Below are 20,995 nucleotides of genomic sequence, written 5' to 3' on the forward strand. Positions count from 1 at the left end.
CCGGACATGAGCGAGAAGATCGTCGTCGGTGTCACTGAGGCCTCGAGCAGCCGCCGCGCTGTGGAATGGGCCGTCTCGCGAGCCACGGCACATCGGCAGAGCATCGAGCTGCTGAGCGTCGTCGGCGGAGCCGTCGGAACGATCGGCGAGGGCGCTGTGCTGCAGGCCGCCGTCGAGGCGACGCAGCAGCACCTCGACGGGGAGGCCGAGCGCATCCGCCGCGACGGGCTGACCGTCACCACCCGCGTCGAGGCGGGCGACCCCGTGACCGTGCTCAGCACGGCATCCGAGGGCGCCGCGCTGCTGGTCATCGGCAGCGACTACCGCGGCCCGGGCGAAGGCCCGGCGCGCGGATCCCACGGCATCCGCATCGTCGCCGGCGCACACAGCCCCGTGGTCGTCGTGCCCGACTTCGAGATCGACGGAGAGCGCAGCGGCGTCGTCGTCGGTGTCGACGGATCCCCGGTGTCGGAGGCGGCGATCGCCTTCGCCGCCGCCGAGGCCGACCGTCTCGGTGAGCCGCTCACCGCCGTGATCGTGTGGACGCCGATCGCCGCGCCGCGGAACTCGCTGATGGTCAGCCCGCAGGCCTACCGCGACGGCATGGAGCAGAACGCCCGCGAGGCACTGGCCATCTCGCTAGCCGGACTGCGCAGCCGCTACCCCGGGCTCGAGATCGAAGAGGCCGTCGCCGAGGGGTTCCCGTCCGTCATCATCAACGACCTCGCCGAGAGCGCACGGCTTACCGTCGTCGGCAGCCGCGGCCACGGCGCGGTGCGCCGCTTCCTGCTGGGCTCGATCAGCCACGAGGTGCTGCAGCGCCTGGCCACGGTCACCGCCGTCGTGCGCTGACGAGCGCGTAGTCAGGATGCCGCGCGGCGGACCCGCTCGGCGAGGAATGCGAGCTGCTCGTCGCCGAGCGCCGTGACCGCGTATGCCGTCGGCCACACCGTGCCCTCATCGAGGTTCGCTGCCTGATCGAACTCGAAGGTCGAGTAGCGCACCTTGAACTTCGAGCGCGGCTTGTAGAAGCACACGACCTTGCCCGCTTCGTTCGCGTAGGCGGGCATGCCGTAGTACGTCCTGGGCACGAGGTGCGGCGCCGCCTCGGCGACCATCGCGTGCAGTGCCTCGCCCAGTGCGCGGTCATCGTCGGGCATGGCGGCGAGCTTCTCGCGCACCTCAGCCTCGCCCTCGCGGCGCACTTCGGCCGGATCCTTCTTCGCTCGCGACCGGGCCGTGCGGCGTTCGGCGGACGCCGCCTTCATCGCCGCGCGCTCCTCGTCCGAGAACACCACGGTCTTGTCCGTCTTGTCCGTCTTCTCCGTCTTCGCCATGATGGCCTCCTTCGTGTCTGAACCCACGCTACGAGCCGGCGCACGCGGGTACTTCTCGATTCCTGATCGGATGCCGCCGTCGCAGCGGGCGCGTCAGCGGGCGTTACTGTGAGTTCATGGACCTGCGCGTCGCCGCATACGCGGTCGTCACCGACGACGACGATCGCGTCCTGCTCGCGCGCTGGACGGAGGGGCGCCGCATCGCCTGGACGATGCCGGGCGGTGGGCTCGAGGACGGCGAGGATCCGGAGGTCGCCGTGCGGCGCGAACTGCGCGAGGAGACCGGGTTCCACATCGAGACGACCGAGTTGCTCGGCATCCACTCCCGGGTCATCCCCGGTTCGCAGCGCATCCACAAGGCCGAGGTGCCGCTGCACACCCTGCGGATCGTCTACCGCGGCCGGGTGACCGGCGGCGAGCTGCGCTTCGAGCGCAACGGCTCCACCGACCGGGCGGGATGGTTCACCCGCGAGCAGGTCGCCACCCTGCAGCGCGTGCGGCTCGTCGACATCGCGTTGCGCATGGCCGGCATCCTCTGACACCCGATCCGTACGCCGACCGAGCGGATCTCCGTGGCGCAATGCCGATCAGTCGCGGGGCTGCTCCGGCTCCGAGATGTCGGCGACGATCGCGCCGTAGGCGCGGATGAGGTCATCGGCGTCGACGAACAGACTGTGGCCGTGCGAGCCCGCGCCCATCGCGATGCGGCGCCCGGCGATCGTCTCGTCGGCGTAGACCGGCCAGTCGGTGGTGCTGCCGATCGGCACGATCGTGCCGCGCTCGTACCCCGTCGCCGCCAGCGCGAGCTCGGGCTCGGGCAGGCGCAGCTTGTTCACGCCGACGAGGGCGCGCAGCTTCGGCCACGAGATCGAGCGTCCGCCCGGCACCAGTGCGAACAGGTACGTGTCGTCCGAACGTTTGACCACCAGCGTCTTGACGATGTCGGACGGCTCGAGGCCCAGCAGCGCGGCAGCCTCGTGCAGGCTGCGCGCCGCAGGACGCTCGCGGATCTCGATATCCAGGCCGCGAGCGGATGCCGCAGCGCGGATCCGCTCGTGCGGGTCGGTCATGCTCAGGCGTTCGGAGTCGACAGCGGGTCGTCGGCGACCCAGAGCTCGTCGTCGGCGCGCAGCGCCTGCCAGGCTGCGGCGACCACGCCGATCGCCGCGGCGGCGCCGAGAATGATCGCGACGACCGATCCCAGGCCCAGGCTCTTCTTCTTCGGCGCGGGAGCCGCGCGGTGCAGCAGATCGCCGCGCTTCGCGTTGGCGACATCCCACGCCGACAGGGCGGTGCCGACGACACCGCCGACGATGGGCACGACCTTGTCGTCGACGACGTGCTTGCCGATCTTCAGTCCGCGGTCGACCGTCGGAGCGACGCGCCTGCTGTAGGCGTCCTGCACGGTCGGGACCACCTGCTCGCGGTTGAAGTTGCCGAGCTGGCGGCCGGCCTCACGGGCGATGTCCGCGGCGTGGCCGACGATCACCTGCTGCGCCTCCCAGAGCTGGCCGGCGTCTTCCTGAAGCTTGCGCAGTTCCTTCTTGCGCTTGCGGCTGAGGTTCACGTTGCTCTCCCGTCGGTCGGAGTCCGTTCGAGTTCATCTTGCCAGACGAGGCTGGATGGCAGCAGTGATCTGGCATCCGCTTTCGTTGTGTGCGAACATACGCGACCCGCCCAGGAGTGCTCTGCGAGAATATGACCATGCCTCAGCCTTCTCACGTCGCAACCCTGCACACCAACCACGGTGACATCGTCATCAACCTGTTCGGCGACCACGCCCCGAACACCGTCGCCAACTTCGTCGGCCTCGCCGACGGGTCCAAGGCGTGGACCGATCCCGCCACCGGCAAGCCCGGTGAGGGCGCCCTGTACAAGGACGTCATCTTCCATCGCATCATCCCGAACTTCATGATCCAGGGCGGCGACCCGCTCGGTCAGGGCGTCGGCGGCCCCGGCTACAACTTCAACGACGAGATCAACGTGGAGCTGAACTTCAACGAGCCCTACATCCTCGCCATGGCGAACGCCGGCCTGCGCCGCAACGCCATCACCGGCCAGGTCGAGGGCACCAACGGCTCGCAGTTCTTCATCACCACCGACCCGACCCCGTGGCTGCAGGGCAAGCACACGATCTTCGGCGAGGTCGCCGACGACGCTTCGAAGAAGGTCGTCGACGCCATCTCGGCAGTGCCGACCGCCGCAGGCGACCGCCCGATCGAGCCGGTCGTGCTGCAGTCGGTCGACATCGTCGCGGCCTGAGTCGCGTCACCCGCACCTGACCCGCGCTCGACAGAGCCAGCGAGAGAGCACGAGCCGATCCGGATGACGACGCCAGAGTTCGAGAGCAATCGCGAAAACTTCTGCTACCGGCATCCGGATCGGCAGAGCTTCGTGCTCTGCCAGCGCTGCATGCGCACCATCTGCCACGAGTGCCAGACCCAGGGTCCGGTCGGCGTGGTCTGTCCCGAGTGCATGAAGGCGCAGCGCAACGCCGAGACTCCCGCGCAGCGCCGTGCCCGACAGCGCTGGCGCGGCGGGGCGGTCACGATGGCCGGCCGCAGCGGCCGCCCGATCGTCACCTACGTGCTGCTCGCGGTCACCTCGCTCATCGGCCTGCTGCAGCTGCTGCCCGGCGTCGGCCGGATCATCACCGGCGAGCTGGCGTTCGCCGCCGCGTTCCTCTATCCCGACCTCTCCGGTGCGCCCTTCGAGCCGTGGCGGATGCTCACCGCCGTCTTCGCGCACGGCGGATTCGTGCACCTCGCGCTCAACATGCTCGCCCTGTGGATGCTCGGGCAGATCCTCGAGCCCATGCTCGGCCGCGGCCGGTACATCGCGCTGTATCTGATCAGCGGCTTCGGCGGCTCGGTCGCCGTGGCGGTCATCGCGCCAGGAACCTCGACCGTCGGCGCCTCCGGCGCGATCTTCGGTCTCATGGCGGCGCTGCTCATCATCGGCCGCCACATCGGGGCCAACGTCACCGGCATCCTCGTGATCCTCGCGATCAACTTCGCCTTCGGCTTCTTCGTCAGCGGCATCGCCTGGGAGGCCCACCTCGGCGGCGCGATCGTCGGCGCACTGATCGCGCTGATCTACACGCGAACCCGGCGCCGCGAGCAGCGCATCTGGCAGATCGTCCTGGTCGCCGCACTCACAGTCGTACTCATCGTCACGGTCGCGGTCGTGCCTCCGGCGCTCCTTCTGTCCTGATCAGACGTTGTTAACAGGGTTATCCTCCCCTGTGAATAACACCGGTGTAATTCTCCCCACCCTGTGGATAACTCTGGGGAGAACTCCGATGCGGCCCAGTTGCGCCGCGTGAACGACGAAGGGCTCCCCGCGTTCGCGAGGAGCCCTTCGTCTGTCGGCCGGCGTCAGCGCCAGCGTGTGGTCATGAGGAAGCCGATGAGGGCGATGCCCAGGCCGATGCCGAGGTTCCAGCCCTCGAGGCCGGGGATCGGGTACACCGACCCGGAGATGTAGTACACCAGGATCCAAGCGAGCCCGAGCAGCATGAAGCCGACCATGACGGGCTTGAACCAGACGGCGTTGGGGGCCTCGTCGCCCTCCGGGCGGTCGACGGGCTCTTCGGGTACGCGAGATCGTGCCATGGGCATCAGTCTAGCGATCGCCAATAGACTTCCACTCATGCATGCTGTCGCGCCGACCCGACGGTCGCGTCGCGTCGGCCGGCGCCGCACGACGGTCACCGGAGTACTCGGCGAGCTGCTGCTCACCGCCGGAGTGCTGGTGCTGCTGTTCGTCGCCTGGCAGATGTGGATCGGCGACATCATCATCGACGCGCAGAAGAACGCCGAGGGCGCGCGGACCATCGAGCAGTGGGCGCAGGCACCCGCGCCGGAGCCGCCGACGTTGGTCGAGAACGAGCAGGGCGTCACCTGGTACGAGCCGCCCATCCTGCCGCATCCGGACGACGCCGAGCGCTTCGCGATCATGCGCATCCCCCGCTTCGGCGCCGACTACGCCAAGGACATCGCGGGCGGCACGTCCCGCGCACGCACCCTCGACCACATCGGCATCGGCGTGTACGACGGCTCCCGGATGCCGGGCGAGGTGGGCAACTTCTCACTCGCCGGCCACCGCACCACCTGGGGAAAGCCGTTCAACAGGATCGACAAGCTGCGCCTGAACGATGCGATCGTCATAGAGACCCCCGGCGGGTGGTACACCTACCGGTTCCGCACCCTCGAGTACGTGACCCCGACGCAGGCGGACGTGCTGCTGGACGTGCCGCAGATGCCCGGGCAGCAGATGGGTGAGCGCTTCATCACCCTCACCGCATGCTCGCCGCTGTACTCCCTCGCCGAGCGCATCGTCGCCTACGGGGTGTTCGAGGGCTTCCAGCCGCGCGCCGAGGGGCCGCCGGCATCCCTCACTCCCGTCGAGGTCGCCCCGCCGTCTGCGGAAGGAGCCCGCTGATGTACGCCGCCCTGTGGCGCCTGCTGCCCGGACCCTGGTGGGTGCGGCTGATCATCCTGCTCGCGCTGGTCTCCGCCGTCGTCTACGCGCTGTTCTTCCACGTCTTCCCGTGGATCAGCCCGCTCATCGCCCCGGGTGAGGTCGACCTGGGATGAGCCGGCGCATCCTGGTGGTCGACAACCACGACAGCTTCGTCCACACGCTGATCTCGTACCTGCGTGAGCTGGGCGCCGAGGTCACGATGGTCGAGGCCGACGCGCTCTCCGATCCCGCCGAGCTCGAACGCCGGCTCGACGAGCACGACGGCGTCCTGATCTCCCCCGGGCCCGGCACTCCCGCCGACGCCGGTGCGTCACTCGCGGTCGTGCACGTGGCGGCAGGCAGGCGGATGCCGCTGCTGGGCGTGTGCCTCGGCCACCAGGCCATCGGCGAGGCATTCGGCGGCGTCGTCTCACGCGCGCCCGAGCTCATGCACGGGATGGTCTCGCAGGTGAGCCACGACGGCTCGGCGCTTTTCGACGGCATCCGCTCGCCGTTCGCCGCCGGGCGCTACCACTCGCTCGCGATCGAGGAGGGCACGTTGCCGGCGGCACTGCGCGTCACCGCGCGGGCGGAGCACGGCACGATCATGGCGGTCGCGCACGAGAGCCTGCCCATCGTCGGCGTGCAGTTCCACCCCGAGAGCGTGCTCACCGAGAGCGGGCACCGCCTGCTGGACAACTGGCTGCAGAGCGTGCCCTCAGCCGGTCACCCCACCGATCACTCGGCAGCGGTGCAGTAGCGCAGCTCGACGGTGGAGAGGATCGGCACCTCGCCCGGCGCCTGCGACATCGAGATCACCGTGTTGGGCGCCTGACCCTCACCGCACGGGCCGAGGTCGGATGTCGTCACCGTGAGCGCGAGATCCTCGAGCTCCTTGGTGGCGGCGTCCATCGTGAAGCCCGTCACGTCCTTGATGGTCACGACGCCGTTCGCGACCTTGAGATTCACCGTGGTGCCTGGTGGCAGCTCGGTGCCCGCATCCTGGCTGGCCTCCAGCACAGTGCCGGCGGCGGCACGCGGATCGCTCAGCTGCCGCACCGTGCCGAGCTCGAGCCCGGCATCCGCGATCAGCTGCTTGGCGGCATCCTGCGACAGCCCCTCGACCACGGGCATCTTCACGGTGTCCGATCCGCTCGACACGTAGACGATGATCGACTCGCCCTCCGACACCTTCGCGCCGGTGCCCGGCTGCGATCGGATGACGTCGCCCTCGTCGAAGTCGGCGCTCGTCTCGTTGCGCACGTCGCCGACCAGGCCGGCATCCTCGAGCTCCGCCTCGGCCTTCTCGAGGGTGAGGCCGACGAGGTTCGGCACGGTCACCGATGTCGCCGGCACGTCGGGCGGGCGCACCGCCAGGCTCACCACCCAGAACAGCACCGAGATCAGCAGCACCGCCAGCAGTGCGACGCCGGCCCAGATCCAGGCGACCGGCGGACCCGACTGGGTGCGCGTCATCGTGGTGTCGGTGCTCAGCTGGCGCAGCGACCGCGCGGTCTCCTGCGCCTGGCGCGGGTTGGCGCCGTACAGCTCGCTGGTGAGGGCGCCGATGTCCTTCTTCGTCGGCGCGTGCCCGGCAGAGGTGCTCTTCAGCGCGGCCCGGAACGATGCGGCATCCGGGAAGCGCTGGTATGGATCCTTGGCCAGGGCGCGCAGCACGATGGCATCCAGTGACCGTGGCAGCTCTTCGTTCACCTCGGACGGAGGGACGGGCGTCTCGCTCACGTGCTGGTACGCCACGGCCACAGGCGAGTCACCGCGGAACGGCTGACGGGCCGTGAGCATCTCGTACAGCACGACGCCGGTCGAGTACAGGTCGGTGCGAGCATCGACCGGCTCACCCTTGGCCTGCTCGGGCGAGAAGTACGCGGCGGTGCCGATGATCTGGGTCGTCTCGGCGACGGTGGATGACGAGTCGGACACCGCGCGGGCGATGCCGAAGTCCATCACCTTGACCGTGCCGCGCTCGGTGATCATGACGTTGCCCGGCTTGATGTCGCGGTGCACGACCCCGGCGCGGTGCGAGTACTCCAGCGCCTCGAGGATGCCGTCGGCGTAGCGCAGTGCGTCCTCGACCGACAGCGGACCCTCGGCGATGATGTCCTTCAGCAGCGTGCCGCGGACCAGTTCCATGACGATGTAGGGCTCGGCCACGGCATCCGCCGGATCGCCTGTCGAAGGGTCGCCGGCGTCGAAGACCCGCACGATCGACGGATGCGCCATGCGCGAGGCGGCCTGCGCCTCGAGGCGGAACCGGGTGCGGAAGGCGGTGTCGCGGGCGAGCTCGGGATCGAGGATCTTGATCGCGACCTCACGCCCCAGCGTCAGGTCGTAGCCGCGATGCACCCTCGCCATGCCGCCCTGGCCGATGACCTCGTCGACCCGGTAGCGGTCGGCGAGAATGCGCGGCTCTGTCGACACGTCCGTCTCCCCCCGACTGATCTCGAATCCTCCTGTCAGATTACCCGGCGATTCCTGATTACTCGGCGGGAGGCAGCCCGATCACTCGACGGGCGGCGGCGTGATGCCCTCGCCCGGATCGACCGCTGCGGGCTGGATCGAGGCGACATCCTCGGGGGAGCTCGGCGTGGTGCGCTCACCGGCGGGACCACCGGTGCAGACCACCGTGTAGCTGACGACGAGCGCCTCGGCGGGTGCGCCGGTCACGGTGATCGTCGCGGTGCGCGCATCGTGGCCGAACACCGCGGTGGCAGCGCCGCTGTCCTTGAACACTCCTCCGCGGACCGTGAAGTTGTAGGCGCTCGCCTGACCCTGACCCGACGCGCAGGTGTAACCGGGCCAGGTCACCTGCACCTCGCTGTCGGCCTCGACCGTCTGCGGTAGGTCGGGGGCGGACGGCGGTGCGAGCGGCGTCTGCTCGCCGTAGACGAGCAGCTCGATCGTCGAGCCGGGCATCTGGTTGCCGCCGTTGGTGACGCGGTAGACCGTGCCCTGCTTGTCCTCGGTGGGGGCCGGATCGCCGGTCACGCAGTTCGCGACCAGGTCCTCGGCCTCGAGCGCCGCCGTCGCGGCATCGCAGGTCTGGCCGACGAGGTTGAGCGCGTCCACATTCACCGGGGTCGGCGCCTGGGTGGTCGGCGTCTCGGGCTTCGGCGTCTGGCTGGACGCCGTCGACGAGGTCTTGATCGGCTCGGCGGTGGGCTCCTGGTTCGCGAACAGCGCCCACAGCGTTCCGCCCAGCACGAGCAGCAGCAGCACGATCAGGGCGATCAGCGGCCACGTCCAGGGGCTGCGCTTCTTCTTCTTCGTCTGCGTCTGGTCAGAAGCGGCGGCCTGCTCGGTCGGCAGCTGCGCGGTGGTCGGCAGGATGCGGGTCGAGCTGTCGTCGCCCATGCCCGTGAGGATGCGAGTGGCGTCGTCCTCGGCGGCGGCTGCGACGCCGGCGATGGCGGGCACCGCGATGGCCGCGGAGTTGAGATCACCGCGGCGCAGCGCCTGCGCCGCGCGCGCGACGGTCGCCGCCGACGACGGACGGTCGGCGGGCTTCTTGGCGATCATCGCCATCACGAGGTTCTGCACCGGGATCGGAACGGTCGCCTGCAGGGGCGGCGGTTGCTCGTTGATCTGCGCCATCGCGATCGCGACCTGCGACTCGCCCGTGAACGGGCGCTTGCCCGCAAGGGATTCGTACGCGACGATGCCCAGCGAGTACACGTCTGTCGACGGCGACGCGGCGTGGCCGGATGCCTGCTCGGGCGACAGGTACTGCACGGTGCCCATCACCTGACCGGTCGCGGTCAGCGGCACCTGGTCGGCGATGCGGGCGATGCCGAAGTCGGTGATCTTCACCCGGCCGTCCGGGGTGATCAGCAGGTTGCCCGGCTTGATGTCGCGGTGCACGAGACCGGCGGCGTGCGCCGCCTGCAGAGCGGATGCCGTCTGCGCGACGATGTCGAGGGTGCGATCCGCGCTGAGGGCGCCATCGCGCTCGAGGATCGTCGAGAGCGCCTCACCGGGCACGAGCTCCATCACGAGGAACGCGGAGCCGTTCTCCTCGCCGTAGTCGAACACGCTGGCGATGCCCTCGTGGTTGACGAGAGCGGCATGGCGGGCCTCGGCGCGGAAGCGCTCGAGGAAGCCCGGATCGCCCATGTACTCGTCTTTGAGGATCTTGATGGCCACGGCACGTCCGATGACGTGATCCGTCGCCTCCCACACCTCGCCCATGCCGCCGATCGCGATCCGCGACTGCAGCTCGTAGCGACCACCGAACGACACACCCTGCGTCGGCCTCATCTGCCCAGCACCGCCTCAATCACCTTCTTCGCAATCGGGGCGGCAATACCGTTGCCTGAGCCCGACCGCCCCATTCCGCCGCCGTCCTCGACGACGACCGCCACCGCGACCCGCGGATTCTCCGCGGGCGCGAAACCTGTGAACCACAGCGTGTGCGGCCTCGAGCCGTTCTGCGCTGTCCCCGTCTTTCCGGCGACAGCGACGCCGTCTATTCTTGCACCCGTCGCGGCTCCCGAATCGACGCCTTCGACGAGCACCGCGGTCAGAGCCTCGGCCTGTTCGGCGCTGAGCACCTGCTCGAACGCCTCATCGGTGAACTGCTCGTGCACGGCGAAGTCGTCGCCGATGACCTTGTCGACCATCCGCGGCTTCATCACGGCGCCGTCGTTGGCGACACCGGCCGCCACCATCGCCATCTGCAGCGGTGTCGCCGTCACCTGTCCCTGGCCGAATCCGGTCAGTGCGGTCTGCGCGTCGTCCAGGCCCGACGGGTAGCTCGAGGCGGTCGCCTCGAGCGGCAGCTCGAACTCGGTGTTGAACCCGAACTTCTCGGCGGTCTCGCGGATCGCCTTGTCACCCAGCTGCGCCGCCAGCTCGGCCATCGGGATGTTGCAGCTGCGCTTGAGGGCCTCGGCGAGGGTCGTGGTCTCGCCCTCGCCGCAGGTGCCGCCCCAGGCGTTGGAGACCTGCGTGGTCGTGCCGGGCAGGGTGTAGCGCGCGGGGTTCGGCAGGGTGGACTCGAGCGTCCAGTCGCCGGATGCCAGGGCGGCGGCCGCCACGACGACCTTGAAGGTCGAGCCGGGCGGGTTGAGGTTGCCGGCGATCGCACGGTTGTAGAGCGGCTTGCTCGGCTCGGACGCGAGCCGGTCGTGCTCGGCATCCACCGCGGAGGGGTCGTGCGAGGCGAGCAGGTTGGTGTCGAAGCTCGGCGTCGACACCATGGCGAGGATGCGGCCGGTGGCGGGCTCGATGGCGACCACGGCGCCCTGCAGCCCCTTCTCCTGCAGGGCATCCCATGCGGCGCGCTGTGCGGCGGCGTTCATGGTGAGCTGCACGCTCAGCCCCTGCTGCGGCTGGCCGGAGAGGATGCGCTCGATCTCGGCGAAGAAGGCGACCGATCCGGTGCCCGAGAGCTCGGTGTTCAGCGCCTGCTCGATACCCGTCGAGGACTGCAGGGCGGGGTTGAAGTATCCCGTCACGGGCGCCCACATCGCAGCATCCGTGTACACCCGCTGGTACTGGTAGCGGTCGTTCGCGGGAACGGAGGTGACGATCGCCGAGTCCTGCACGAGAATCGATCCGCGCTGGATCTGGTAGCTGTCCAGGCGCGTGCGGGTGTTCGCCGGATTCTGGGCGAGGGTGTCGGCGTCGATCACCTGGATCCAGCTCGCGGCCAGGAACAGCGAGAGGAACATCGCGAGGATCACGAAGCTGAGGCGGCGCAGCTCTTTAGTCATGCGACACCTCCTGTCGAGTGGGTTGCTGAGCCTGTCGAAGCATCCTCATCCGATCACCACCCGGGGCTGGCGGCGCACGCCGTCGCTGATGCGCAGCAGCAGCGCGACGATCAGCCAGTTGGCGACCAGCGACGATCCGCCGGCCGCGAGGAACGGTGTGGTCAGTCCGGTCAGCGGGATGACTCGGGTGACGCCGCCGACCATGATGAACACCTGCAGAGCCAGAGTGAACGACAGCCCGGTCGCCAGCAGCTTGCCGAAGTCGTCCTGACCGGCCAGGCCGATGCGCAGGCCGCGGCTGACGAACACCATGTACAGGCAGAGGATGGCGAACAGCCCGACGATGCCGAGCTCCTCCCCCAGGCTCGGGATGATGTAGTCGCTGTGCGAGAGCGGCGTGATGTGCGGGCGGCCCTGGCCCCAGCCGGTGCCGATCAGCCCGCCGTGGGCGAGACCGAAGATGCCCTCGACGAGCTGGTAGCTGCCGCCCTGCGCGCTGATGATGTCGGGGTTGAAGGCGTCGAGCCAGTTCGTGAACCGGCGCTGCACGTAGGCCAGCACCTGCGTGGCGAAGAACGCGCCCACGCCGACGCCCACGAGCCCGATCAGCACCCAGCTGGTCTTGCCGGTGGCGACGTAGAGCATCGCGATGAACATGCCGAAGATCAGCAGCCCGGTGCCGAGGTCGCGCTGGGTGACGATGATCAGCAGCGAGAGCACCCACACGACCAGCACCGGTCCGAGCTCGCGCATGCGCGGCCAGGTCATGCCGAGGAACCGGTGGCCCACCGAGCTGAGGCTCTCGCGGGTGCGCACGAGGTAGCCGGCGAAGAAGATCGCCAGGCAGATCTTCGCCAGCTCGCCGGGCTGGAACGCGAAGACGCCGGCGATCGACACCCACACGTCGGCGTTCGAGCCGGATGCCTTCAGGAACGGGATGAAGGGCAGCACGAGCAGCACGATGCCGGCCAGGCCCGACAGGTACGTGAAGCGGTACAGCACCCGGTAGTTGCGCAGCGCGATGACCAGCGCGATGGCGCCGGCGAGCGAGATCGCCGTCCAGGCCAGCTGCTTGTTCGAGAACGCACCCCAGCCCGTGAGGTTCTTGGCGATGTCGATGCGGTAGATCATCGCGATGCCGAGGCCGGTCAGCACGGTCGCGATGGGCAGCACGAACGGGTCGGCATCGGAGGCGACCACCCGCAGCACCACGTGCAGGGCGAACACGATCACCGCGAGCCCGCCGCCGATCACGAGGATCATCGGGTCGATGGTCTTCAGGGCACCCAGCTGCACGAGCGCGAGAGCCGCGCCGGCGATCGCCAGCGAGAACAGCAGCAGCCAGAACTCCCGGTTGCGCTGCTTCTGCGGCGTCCGGATCTTCTTCAGCGCCTTCATGACGCTGGTATCGGCGTTCACGTCGGTCATGGTGTCGGCGCTCCCGTCGAGGTGGGCGTCGGCGTGGGGGTGGGGGACGGCGATTCGGTCGGCTCGGGGATCTGCACCGGAACCGGCGGCAGCGCACTGACGCGCAGCCGTTCGGTGATCGCGATGGCATCCGCGAGGGATCGCGCATTGATGGTGCGTTCGACCGAGGCGCGCTGATACGAGGGCAGGTCGGCGAGCAGGATGAAGGTGTCCTTCACCTCTGTCGACAGCGAGATCGGACCGAGGTTCTGCTGCACACCGCGGTAGATCACCACGCTGTCGGCATCGGCGCCGACGAAGTAGCGGGTCTGGGTCCAGTTGTAGGCGAGCACCCCAGCGCCGAACAGCGCGAGCAGCGCGACCAGCAGCGCCGCGAGCCAGGCGATGCGCCGGCGGGTGCGCCGGCGGCGATCCTCTTCGATGATCTCCTCGAAGTAGTCGGAGTCGGGTTCGAAGTGGCTGGGTTCGTTGGCGGCCTGCAGCACGGGGTGCAGCCAGCCGGTGAGCGAGGTGCGCGGGGCGGGCACGGGCAGGTCGGACGGGTTGGATGCCGCACCGACGACGGTTCCGGTGCCGGACGAGATCGGATGCGCGCCGCCGACGTCCACGAGCACGACCGTCACGTTATCGGGTGCGCCGCCGTCGAGGGCCTGCTTGAGCAGGCTGTCGGCCGTGCGGCCGGGGGCGAGGCCCAGGCGCATCACCTTGGCGATGTGCGTCTCGTCGACCACGCCCGAGAGTCCGTCGGAGCACAGCAGCCAGCGATCGCCCGGCTGCGTCGGCATGACGAACATGTCGAGGTCGGGGGCGATGTCCATGTCGCTGAGCACCCGCATGAGCACCGAGCGACGCGGGTGGTAGCGGGCCTCTTCGAGCGTGATGCGGCCCGAATCGACCAGGCGCTGCACGAAGGTGTGGTCGGCGGTGATCTGGGTGAGCGCGTCGTCGCGGTACAGGTAGATGCGCGAGTCGCCGATGTGCCCGATCACCGCGTAGTCGTCGACCATGATGATCGCGCTGAGGGTGGTGCCCAGGCCCGCGAGCTCGGGCCGCTCCTTCGAGGCGCGCACCAGGTCGGCGGCGGCCGTGGTCGCCGCGGCCTGCAGTGAGGCCTGGGCGTCGTCGGTGGAGGTGAACGGCTCGTCCAGGCGCTCCATGTGGTTGATCGCGATGGTCGAGGCGACGTCGCCGCCGGCGTGACCGCCCATGCCGTCTGCGACGACGAAGAGGTTCGCGCCGGCGTAACCGGAGTCCTGGTTGTTGGAGCGGACCTTCCCGGTGTGGGAGATCGCGGCGCTCGAGCCCTCGAAGACCATCTGGACGCGGCGCCCTTACGCTCGCAGCTCGAAGGTCGTGGCGCCCACCTTGATCGGGGTTCCGAGCGGCACCTGCACCGACTTGTCGCCCAGCCGCTGGCCGTTCAGGAACGTGCCGTTGGTCGAGCCGAGGTCCTGCAGGGTCCAGATGTCGCCGCGCTTGGAGAGCCGGGCGTGATGGCTGGAGGTGTAGTCGTCGCGGATGACGAGGCCCGATTCGCTGGACCGGCCGATCGTCATCGAATCGGCGCCGGCGAGCGGCACCTCGAGTCCGGCCTTCGGGCCGGAGGTGATGACCAGTCGCGCGGCGCCCTTCTCACCCGATCCGCTCACACGCGGAGCCTGCGAGACGGGGGCCGGTGCGGGGGCGGCGGCGGCCTCACCGGCCGGCATCCTGCGCACCCGCACGCCGAACAGATCGGCGCGCAGCGAGTACACCACGGCGAAGACGAAGAACCACAGCAACACCAGGAAGCCGATGCGCAGCACGAGCAGCATGAGTTCGCTCATCGGCGGGCTCCCTTGAGGTCCGGGCTGCCGGAGCCGCTGACCGGCACGACGCGGAAGACGAGTTCGGTGCGGCCGATCGTGAAGACGGAGTCGGGTGTCAGGGCGGCTTCGCGCACCTTGTGCCCGTCGACCTTGGTGCCGTTGGTCGAGCCGAGGTCGCGCAGCAGGGCGCGCTCGCCGTCCCACAGGATCTCGGCATGACGCCGGCTGGAGCCGGCATCCGCGATGGTGATCCCCGCGTCGCTGCCGCGGCCGATCACCGTGCGGGCGCTGGTGAGCGGATGGCGGCGGCCGTCGACCTCGACGACGCCCTGCCAGCTGACCGCGCTCTCCACCGATGAGGAGTTGATGTGCACGGTGCCGGTGGCGACGCGCTCGTCGGCCTCGAGAGAGATGTGCAGCGGGCCCGCGAAGCTGTACCCCTGCGTGCGGGCGTGCTTGGTCAGCAGCGCGAACAGTTCGTCGTTGAGGGCGTGGCCGAGCGACCGCATCCGCTCGTGGTCTTCGGGGCTGAGCCGCACGAGGTAGTCGCAGGGCGTGATGATGCGCTCGCGGCTGACGACAGCCGCCTTCGTGTCGGCTTCGCGCCGCAGAGCCGAGGCGATCTCGACGGGCTGGATGCCGCTGCGGAAGGTCTTCGCGAACGCGCTGTTCACAGCGCGCTCAAGACCCTTCTCAAAGCTGTCAAGTAGTCCCACGAGGTTCCTCTGGCATGCCGACCGGTAGGGCCATCGTAGCCAGACCGGCTGAACGCGCGCTCGCCGCGGGGTGTTCCGAGTCGATAAAGATCTCGTCGCGGCCGCGATCCCGCGTGTTCGGAGCACCCGCGTGCGCGTGATAGCCTTGACAGGTTGAGTTCTGAGGAACAAGACGATGCGCGAGTGGCGGAATAGGTAGACGCGCTGGCTTCAGGTGCCAGTGCCTGCAAGGGCGTGGGGGTTCAAGTCCCCCCTCGCGCACCAAATGAGTAAGGCCCCGGATCGGAGATTCGGGGCCTTACTCATTTTCGTGTGCCGAGGTTGGCGCCGTGAAACTCGGGGCCCCACGCGGCCGGAGGCTCCGCCGTTCGCAGACCGCTCTACCGGAGCATCCGGCGCGGGAGTAGCATCCGGCCATGGGGACGCAATTCTCGCCGATCAGGCAACGATTCATCGCGCTCGCTGCGGCTGTCGCCGCGCTTCTCGCCGTTCCTCTCGGGGCGGCGCCCGCTCTCGCGGACCCGCCGGATCCGGTCGCCAGGTACGTCGCCGTCGGCGACTCGTACGCCGCGGGTCAGGGGGCCGGCTCCTATCTCGACGGATGCCTGCGCAGTCCGCTGGGCTACCCGTCGCTGATCGACGCAGAACCGCGCCACAACCTGCTGCGGCAGCCGGCGTGCAGCGGCGCCACGATCGCCGACGTGATGGCCACGCAGGTCTCGCAGGTCAACCGCGGCACGACGCTGATCACGGTCACCGCGGGCGCGAACGACCTGGATCTCGCGGCGCTCTTCGCCGCGTGCGCGCCGGATCCCACGACGCTCGCGTGCCAGCAGGCGGTGGCGAGCTCCGCCGCCGCAATCCCGGCCGTCGGGCCGCAGATGGCTCAGCTGATCGCCGAGCTGCAGGCGCGCGCGCCCGACGCGACGATCGTCGTCACCGGCTATCCGGTGCCGTTCGCATCGGCCTACGCCGCGGCGCTGCCGGCCGCCGCCGCCGTGAACCAGGGGGCGCTCGCACTGAACGCGCAACTCGCCGGGGCCGTGCAGGCCACGGCGATGCCGGGCGCACACGTCGTGTTCGCGCCGGTGTCGTTCGGCGATCACGTGATCGGCGGCAGCGCCGTGCCGTGGCTCGGCGCCGACGTCACGGATCCGGTCGGGCTCCTGCATCCGACCGCCCAGGGCTACGTCGCCTACCGGGATGCCGTGCTGGCGGCGGTGCCGTAAGACACGCCATCCTGGCTTCAGGTCGCACTTCGTCCCGGAATATCGCCGGGAAAACGGGATGAATTGCGACCTGAACGGCTGGAACAGTCAGGCGTCGGCGGCGAGAAGCGCGGCGAGGGCGGGGATGCCGCCGGATTCGTACGCCCGCAGCTGGCGCTGCGAGCCGGTCCCCTCGGTGCGGATGCGGGCCAGCTGCTCGTCCACGAACGCGGCATCGCCGAGTTCGCCGAGCACGGGACGGATGCTGTGCAGCATCCGATCGACCTCCGACCAGGCGTCGTGCGACCGGCCGTCGGCGGTGAGCAGCCGGGCGTCCATGCCGTGACGGGTCGCCACCCACAGCGAGGCGTCGAGGATCTCGGGCGGGGTCGGCTCGCGCGTGTCGTCGTCCCAGACGACGATCGCGCGGATGAGAGCCGTCAGCAGCAGTGTGTCCGCGACGCGCAGCTGAGCATCCGCCACCCGGGTCTCGACCGTGTGGTACCGCTCCGACAGCCGCACGGCCCACGAGACCGAGGATCGCGCGGGGAGCGCCCCCGCCTCGACGAACGCGTCGACGGTGCGGTGGTACGCATCGGCATCCGGAAACGCGGGCGGACCCCACGACACCGGCAGACGGCGGATCAGCGGACTGCGCCAGCTGGCCAGCCCGGCCGGGGCTCCCCCGGAGAACGGTGAGTTCGCGCTCAGCGCGAGCAGCACCGGCAGCCGTTCCCGCAGCCGGCGCAGCGCCCGCACCCGCTCCTCATCGTCGAGCACTTCGACGTGCACGTGCAGGCCGTTCACGATGTGCTCCGCGGCGAGCCGGCCGATGAGGTCGGCGACATCCTCGTAGTGCGGAGACCACGACAGCTGACCGGTTCCGGTCAGCGCGAACGGCGCTCCCGTGGCGGCGACGACCGTGCCGGCCGGCGCGTGCTCGGTCAGCATCCTCCGGAGCCTCATCACCCGCTCCCCTGCCGCATCGAGCGATGACACCGGCTCGGTCGCCGCCTCGATCTGACTGGTCATGAACTCGGCGGTGAGAACCCCGAGACCCGGCGCCTCGCCGAGCACCCGCGCGTGCAGTTCGCGCGCGGAGACCGGCACCAGCGTGGCGTCGTCGAGCAGGACGAACTCCTCCTCGATGCCGAAGCGCGTCGAAAGCGGCATCCGGGTCTCCTTTCCTCCGGGAAACCGGCCGGATCGGGAAAGCGCGGGTAGAGGAAGGCGGGTGCGCCGCGATCCCGTCCGGAACCGACGGCGCACCCGCCTGCTGGTGTGTGTCGCGTGGCGGCTCAGCCGCTCACGCGAGGTCGATCTGCCGTGTCAGTCGAACACGTCCTTGACGTCGTCTCCGACCTTCTTGGCGTCAGCCTTGACCTGGTCGACCTTGCCCTCGGCCTCGAGCTTCTCGTTGTCGGTCGCGTCGCCGATGCCCTCCTTGGCCTTGCCGACCAGCTTCTCGGTGTTGTGCTTGGCGTCGTCCATGGCTCCCATGTCGCTCCCTTCGTCTGGCGGCGTTCGGCCGCTCCGATGTGCGAGGTGCCAGATTCGCACCGGCGCCGACGTTCGGCCCAGGGGATTGACAGGCGCGTCGGAGAGAAGTTACGCGGGCGCGCACCCCATCAGCGACGAGCGATCCAGGCCTGCCAGCGCTCCTCGCTGAAGGCGGGGTCGCCCACGATGTCGACCAGACTGCGGCCCGAGGTCGCCGCGCCGTCGAGGGCGAGCTTCCAGGGGTCTCCGCCGTTCTCGGCCAGGAAGAGGTAGTACGTGCCGGCGGCGAGATACGACAGCCAGGCGTCCTCGTCGCTGAACCGGTCGTCGGTCAGGGCCTCCGCACCCTGCGTCGCGATCAGGTCGCGCAGCCGCACATCGCGCAGCCAGTCGCGTTCGAGCAGACCCGTGCGCAGCTCGATGTACGTCGCGAAGCCCTCGTAGACCGAGACGGGCGGGTCGTCGTACGAACTCAGCGGGGACGCCGCATAGTGCAGGCCGTGCGCGAACTCGTGCGTGAACGTCGACAGGCGCTGATCGGTGCTGAGCGGCCCCATCATCACGAGCACACCCGAGGTGGCATCGCCCACGGCGATGTCGGACTCGAACAGGTCGGATCGCGCGTAGGGCCGGTTGGTCGCCGTGGCGTAACCGGCGATGCGAGTCTCGCCCTCGTGCACGTCCTCGCCGAACTGCCACCGGTTCATGCGCTCCTGGTCGTCGGTGATCCCCGCGACGAACCCGGTCATGGGCACCGATCCGCCGAGGCCGGTGATGGTCTCGATCGCCAGCACCGCTCCCCTCTCGGCCACGTCGACCGTCGCCTCGACGAGCTCCTTCTCGTCAGCCATGCCGTAGAGCACGATATGGTCGCGCTTCGCCACGTGCAGCGGTCCCTCATCCCACGGCATCGGAGACCACGGCACGAACGACGTGATGCGCAGATCGTCGCCGTCTCCGGTGGTCGTGATGTCGTAGCCGAAGCCCTGAGTCAGCCGGTAGCCGGCGTCGGCATCGCCACTGCCGCGCAGCGGCCGCGACGAGAACGCCAGTTCGGCGCCGAGGAACGCGCCCTCGTCGCTCTCCTGGCCCGCCACCGGCACGATGTACGCGGTCTCGCGGCCGATCGCGGCCGTGTTGTCCCACCACAGCGCCAGCTGTGCCTGCGCATCGCCCGCGGTGTAGGAGAGGAACACCTCGCGGTCGTTCTCGCGCAGGGCGGTGTTCATCGACACCCACGCCCCGGGAAACCGTGCCGAGTCGGGCACGTGATCGGGCAGCCACGGCGATTGCGGGTCGGCGGCGGCGAAGTCGGAGGCGGGACCGGATGCCGTGATCGCCGGCCATCGGGATGCGGCCCAGCCGGCGCTGCCGAGCACGATGAGCACCGTGATGACGGCGATGATGAGCTTGGTGTGCGAGCGCCGCGGCTTGGGCGGTGCGGGTGCCCAGACGAACAGCGGGGCGGCAGGGTCGGTGACGTCTGCCGGGTCGGCGGGCCGCAGTGTCTCGGGATCCGGCGGCATGGACGGCGGCAGCGGGTCGGTCACTTCGCCCCCTCGGTCTGCTGGATGCTGACGAGCCGCACGGCTTCGTCGTCCTCGCCGGTCGTGACCGCGGCGAAGGTGACGGCGTAGCGCCCGTCGATGAGGTACTGCGTGAAGGGGCTGCGCAGGCCGTGGAACAGGTCGGCCTCGACGCGGGTGAGCTCGGGCGGGATGCTGGCCGGGTCGGTCGCGTCGATGGCCGGGAACGCCTCGAGCAGCGCCGCGGGATCGACGCCGGCTGCGACGGCATCCGATCCGTCCTCCGCACCGAGGAAGCAACTCGACGCGAGCGTCCCGTGGATGCGCGCATTGTCGGCCACCTGCACGAGCGCGTTCAGCGGCGAGTAGCAGGCGACGCTGTCGCCTGATCGCTCCTCGGAGGTGAGGTCGAACGACGACCGGGGTGCCTTGCCGCCGAGGTCGGCGGTCGAGGGCACGGTGATGCCGACGACCTGCCAGGGCCCGATCGCCCGGGGCGCAGCGGTGGGATCGATGCGGCGGGGAGTGCCGTCACGGTAGTAGAACGGCCTGGTCAGCCACACCTTCTGCGGGATGGATGCGGTGCCCTTCTCGCCCAGGATCGTGTAGCGGTAGTGCACCACGACGACCGCGCTCGCCGTGTCGCTGCGCTCGGCGGTGTCGCCCGAGAACGACAGGCCCCTGACCTCGTAGTCGGCGGAGAGGTTCAACGCCTCGGCGGTCGTGGACTCTCCGAGCAGCGGGGCGCCGATCGGCACGACGGCATCCAGCAGCGGGCTCGAGGTGTCCTGCCAATCCGGGTCGAGTGCCGTGGCGTCGGCGAGGAAGGTCTGCAGGGTGCTCTCGGCCTCACGGCGCGCACCGTCGCGGATGTGGCCCGGCAGCAGAGCAGCCGCGGCGACCGAGCCGCCGGCGACCAGCGCGCACACCACGAGCAGCACGATCGTGCCGGCGGTCCAGGTGCGCGGACGCGAGGAAGAGGGAACCGGCATCGATCTCCTCAGGGCAGGGGACTACACAGCAACCCTACGACCTGCGGACGACGACCGGCGCCATGAAGACTCAGGCGGTTCGGAGAGGAACGGTGCCTCGCTGTGCGTCCGTTCCCTCTCCGAACCTGCTGACTCCCCTTGGCCCCTCCACCTGGGTGGATCCGGGTCCGTGGAACCCGAACCACCCCTTCTCAGTTGTGAAGGTGTCATGCGTGCGGGAGATCCGTCGCCGTTCGCTGACCCCGATCAGCGGCGGCTCCCCACTGACCCGGCGACTCACGCAT

Annotated in this window: 23 protein-coding genes and 1 tRNA gene; 9 read left to right on the forward strand and 15 right to left on the reverse strand. The window is 69.6% G+C overall.

Annotation, left to right across the window (positions count from 1 at the left end; all coding sequences use genetic code 11):
* The first annotated feature begins 6 nt into the window (after window positions 1-6).
* Entirely contained in the window at window positions 7-852 is an 846-nt protein-coding gene (locus H7694_RS16145; protein ID WP_193597444.1) for a universal stress protein, read from the forward strand.
* Between the two features lie 11 nt (window positions 853-863).
* Here the strand turns inward: H7694_RS16145 and H7694_RS16150 are convergent, their stop codons facing one another.
* Entirely contained in the window at window positions 864-1,337 is a 474-nt protein-coding gene (locus H7694_RS16150) for a hypothetical protein (RefSeq protein ID WP_193597445.1), read from the reverse strand.
* A 116-nt stretch (window positions 1,338-1,453) separates the two neighbouring features.
* On the opposite strand from H7694_RS16150, the gene H7694_RS16155 reads away from it, so the two are divergent.
* Entirely contained in the window at window positions 1,454-1,876 is a 423-nt protein-coding gene (locus tag H7694_RS16155) for an NUDIX hydrolase (RefSeq protein WP_193597446.1), read from the forward strand.
* A gap of 48 nt (window positions 1,877-1,924) precedes the next feature.
* Here the strand turns inward: H7694_RS16155 and H7694_RS16160 are convergent, their stop codons facing one another.
* Complete coding sequence (locus tag H7694_RS16160) at window positions 1,925-2,407, reverse strand: aminoacyl-tRNA deacylase (RefSeq protein WP_193597447.1); 483 nt, start codon at window positions 2,405-2,407, stop codon at window positions 1,925-1,927.
* Window positions 2,408-2,409: 2 nt separating this feature from the next.
* A complete protein-coding gene (locus H7694_RS16165; protein ID WP_193597448.1) occupies window positions 2,410-2,904 on the reverse strand; it encodes a DNA helicase in 495 nt (164 codons plus the stop codon).
* Between the two features lie 137 nt (window positions 2,905-3,041).
* Here H7694_RS16165 and H7694_RS16170 point away from each other — a divergent pair, with 137 nt between their 5' ends.
* Together H7694_RS16170 and H7694_RS16175 are read left to right on the forward strand one after the other, a co-directional pair.
* A complete protein-coding gene (locus H7694_RS16170; protein ID WP_193597449.1) occupies window positions 3,042-3,599 on the forward strand; it encodes a peptidylprolyl isomerase in 558 nt (185 codons plus the stop codon).
* 63 nt (window positions 3,600-3,662) lie between these two features.
* The gene (locus H7694_RS16175) at window positions 3,663-4,550 is read left to right on the forward strand and encodes a rhomboid family intramembrane serine protease (RefSeq protein ID WP_193597450.1); all 888 of its coding nucleotides are present in this window, start codon (window positions 3,663-3,665) and stop codon (window positions 4,548-4,550) included.
* Between the two features lie 164 nt (window positions 4,551-4,714).
* On the opposite strand, the gene H7694_RS16180 is transcribed toward H7694_RS16175, so the two are convergent.
* A complete protein-coding gene (locus tag H7694_RS16180) occupies window positions 4,715-4,951 on the reverse strand; it encodes a cell division protein CrgA (protein WP_193597451.1) in 237 nt (78 codons plus the stop codon).
* Window positions 4,952-4,988: 37 nt separating this feature from the next.
* Here H7694_RS16180 and H7694_RS16185 point away from each other — a divergent pair, with 37 nt between their 5' ends.
* The 3 genes from H7694_RS16185 to H7694_RS16195 are packed head-to-tail and all read left to right on the forward strand — an operon-like array spanning window position 4,989 to window position 6,561.
* On the forward strand, window positions 4,989-5,780 hold the full coding sequence (locus H7694_RS16185) for a class E sortase (protein ID WP_193597452.1): 792 nt from the start codon (window positions 4,989-4,991) through the stop codon (window positions 5,778-5,780).
* Entirely contained in the window at window positions 5,780-5,935 is a 156-nt protein-coding gene (locus tag H7694_RS16190) for a hypothetical protein (protein ID WP_193597453.1), read from the forward strand. Before H7694_RS16185 ends, H7694_RS16190 begins: the two co-directional genes overlap by 1 nt.
* The gene (locus tag H7694_RS16195; RefSeq protein ID WP_193597454.1) at window positions 5,932-6,561 is read left to right on the forward strand and encodes an anthranilate synthase component II; all 630 of its coding nucleotides are present in this window, start codon (window positions 5,932-5,934) and stop codon (window positions 6,559-6,561) included. Before H7694_RS16190 ends, H7694_RS16195 begins: the two co-directional genes overlap by 4 nt.
* On the opposite strand, the gene pknB is transcribed toward H7694_RS16195, so the two are convergent.
* The 7 genes from pknB to H7694_RS16230 form a co-directional block, all read right to left on the reverse strand.
* Window positions 6,540-8,240 (reverse strand): Stk1 family PASTA domain-containing Ser/Thr kinase, encoded by a 1,701-nt coding sequence (pknB, locus tag H7694_RS16200; RefSeq protein ID WP_193597455.1) that lies wholly within the window; start codon window positions 8,238-8,240, stop codon window positions 6,540-6,542. The genes H7694_RS16195 and pknB overlap by 22 nt on opposite strands.
* Window positions 8,241-8,321: 81 nt before the next feature.
* Entirely contained in the window at window positions 8,322-10,076 is a 1,755-nt protein-coding gene (locus H7694_RS16205) for a serine/threonine-protein kinase (RefSeq protein WP_193597456.1), read from the reverse strand.
* Entirely contained in the window at window positions 10,073-11,533 is a 1,461-nt protein-coding gene (locus H7694_RS16210; RefSeq protein ID WP_193597457.1) for a peptidoglycan D,D-transpeptidase FtsI family protein, read from the reverse strand. The genes H7694_RS16205 and H7694_RS16210 overlap by 4 nt, the downstream gene beginning before the upstream one ends.
* Window positions 11,534-11,578: 45 nt before the next feature.
* Entirely contained in the window at window positions 11,579-12,961 is a 1,383-nt protein-coding gene (locus H7694_RS16215; RefSeq protein ID WP_193597458.1) for an FtsW/RodA/SpoVE family cell cycle protein, read from the reverse strand.
* Window positions 12,958-14,277 (reverse strand): PP2C family protein-serine/threonine phosphatase, encoded by a 1,320-nt coding sequence (locus H7694_RS16220; RefSeq protein ID WP_193597459.1) that lies wholly within the window; start codon window positions 14,275-14,277, stop codon window positions 12,958-12,960. Before H7694_RS16220 ends, H7694_RS16215 begins: the two co-directional genes overlap by 4 nt.
* Window positions 14,278-14,292: 15 nt before the next feature.
* Entirely contained in the window at window positions 14,293-14,787 is a 495-nt protein-coding gene (locus tag H7694_RS16225; RefSeq protein WP_193597460.1) for an FHA domain-containing protein, read from the reverse strand.
* On the reverse strand, window positions 14,784-15,485 hold the full coding sequence (locus tag H7694_RS16230) for an FhaA domain-containing protein (protein WP_193597461.1): 702 nt from the start codon (window positions 15,483-15,485) through the stop codon (window positions 14,784-14,786). The genes H7694_RS16225 and H7694_RS16230 overlap by 4 nt, the downstream gene beginning before the upstream one ends.
* A gap of 177 nt (window positions 15,486-15,662) precedes the next feature.
* On the opposite strand from H7694_RS16230, the gene H7694_RS16235 reads away from it, so the two are divergent.
* A tRNA-Leu gene (locus H7694_RS16235) sits at window positions 15,663-15,749 on the forward strand.
* Window positions 15,750-15,901: 152 nt separating this feature from the next.
* The gene (locus tag H7694_RS16240) at window positions 15,902-16,714 is read left to right on the forward strand and encodes an SGNH/GDSL hydrolase family protein (RefSeq protein WP_193597462.1); all 813 of its coding nucleotides are present in this window, start codon (window positions 15,902-15,904) and stop codon (window positions 16,712-16,714) included.
* 87 nt (window positions 16,715-16,801) lie between these two features.
* Here the strand turns inward: H7694_RS16240 and H7694_RS16245 are convergent, their stop codons facing one another.
* From H7694_RS16245 to H7694_RS16260, 4 genes are all read right to left on the reverse strand, one after another.
* Window positions 16,802-17,866 carry a YbdK family carboxylate-amine ligase gene (locus tag H7694_RS16245; RefSeq protein WP_193597463.1) on the reverse strand — a complete coding sequence of 355 codons (1,065 nt, stop codon included), beginning with the start codon at window positions 17,864-17,866 and terminating at the stop codon, window positions 16,802-16,804.
* A gap of 156 nt (window positions 17,867-18,022) precedes the next feature.
* Complete coding sequence (locus H7694_RS16250) at window positions 18,023-18,193, reverse strand: CsbD family protein (protein ID WP_193597464.1); 171 nt, start codon at window positions 18,191-18,193, stop codon at window positions 18,023-18,025.
* Window positions 18,194-18,321: 128 nt separating this feature from the next.
* Window positions 18,322-19,743 carry a hypothetical protein gene (locus tag H7694_RS16255; RefSeq protein WP_193597465.1) on the reverse strand — a complete coding sequence of 474 codons (1,422 nt, stop codon included), beginning with the start codon at window positions 19,741-19,743 and terminating at the stop codon, window positions 18,322-18,324.
* Window positions 19,740-20,711: a hypothetical protein gene (locus H7694_RS16260; protein ID WP_193597466.1), complete on the reverse strand. Its 972-nt coding sequence runs from the start codon at window positions 20,709-20,711 to the stop codon at window positions 19,740-19,742. The genes H7694_RS16255 and H7694_RS16260 overlap by 4 nt, the downstream gene beginning before the upstream one ends.
* Between the last annotated feature and the right edge of the window lie 284 nt (window positions 20,712-20,995).

The sequence above is a fragment of the Microbacterium sp. YJN-G genome, assembly GCF_015040615.1.
In the GTDB taxonomy this organism is placed as follows: domain Bacteria; phylum Actinomycetota; class Actinomycetes; order Actinomycetales; family Microbacteriaceae; genus Microbacterium.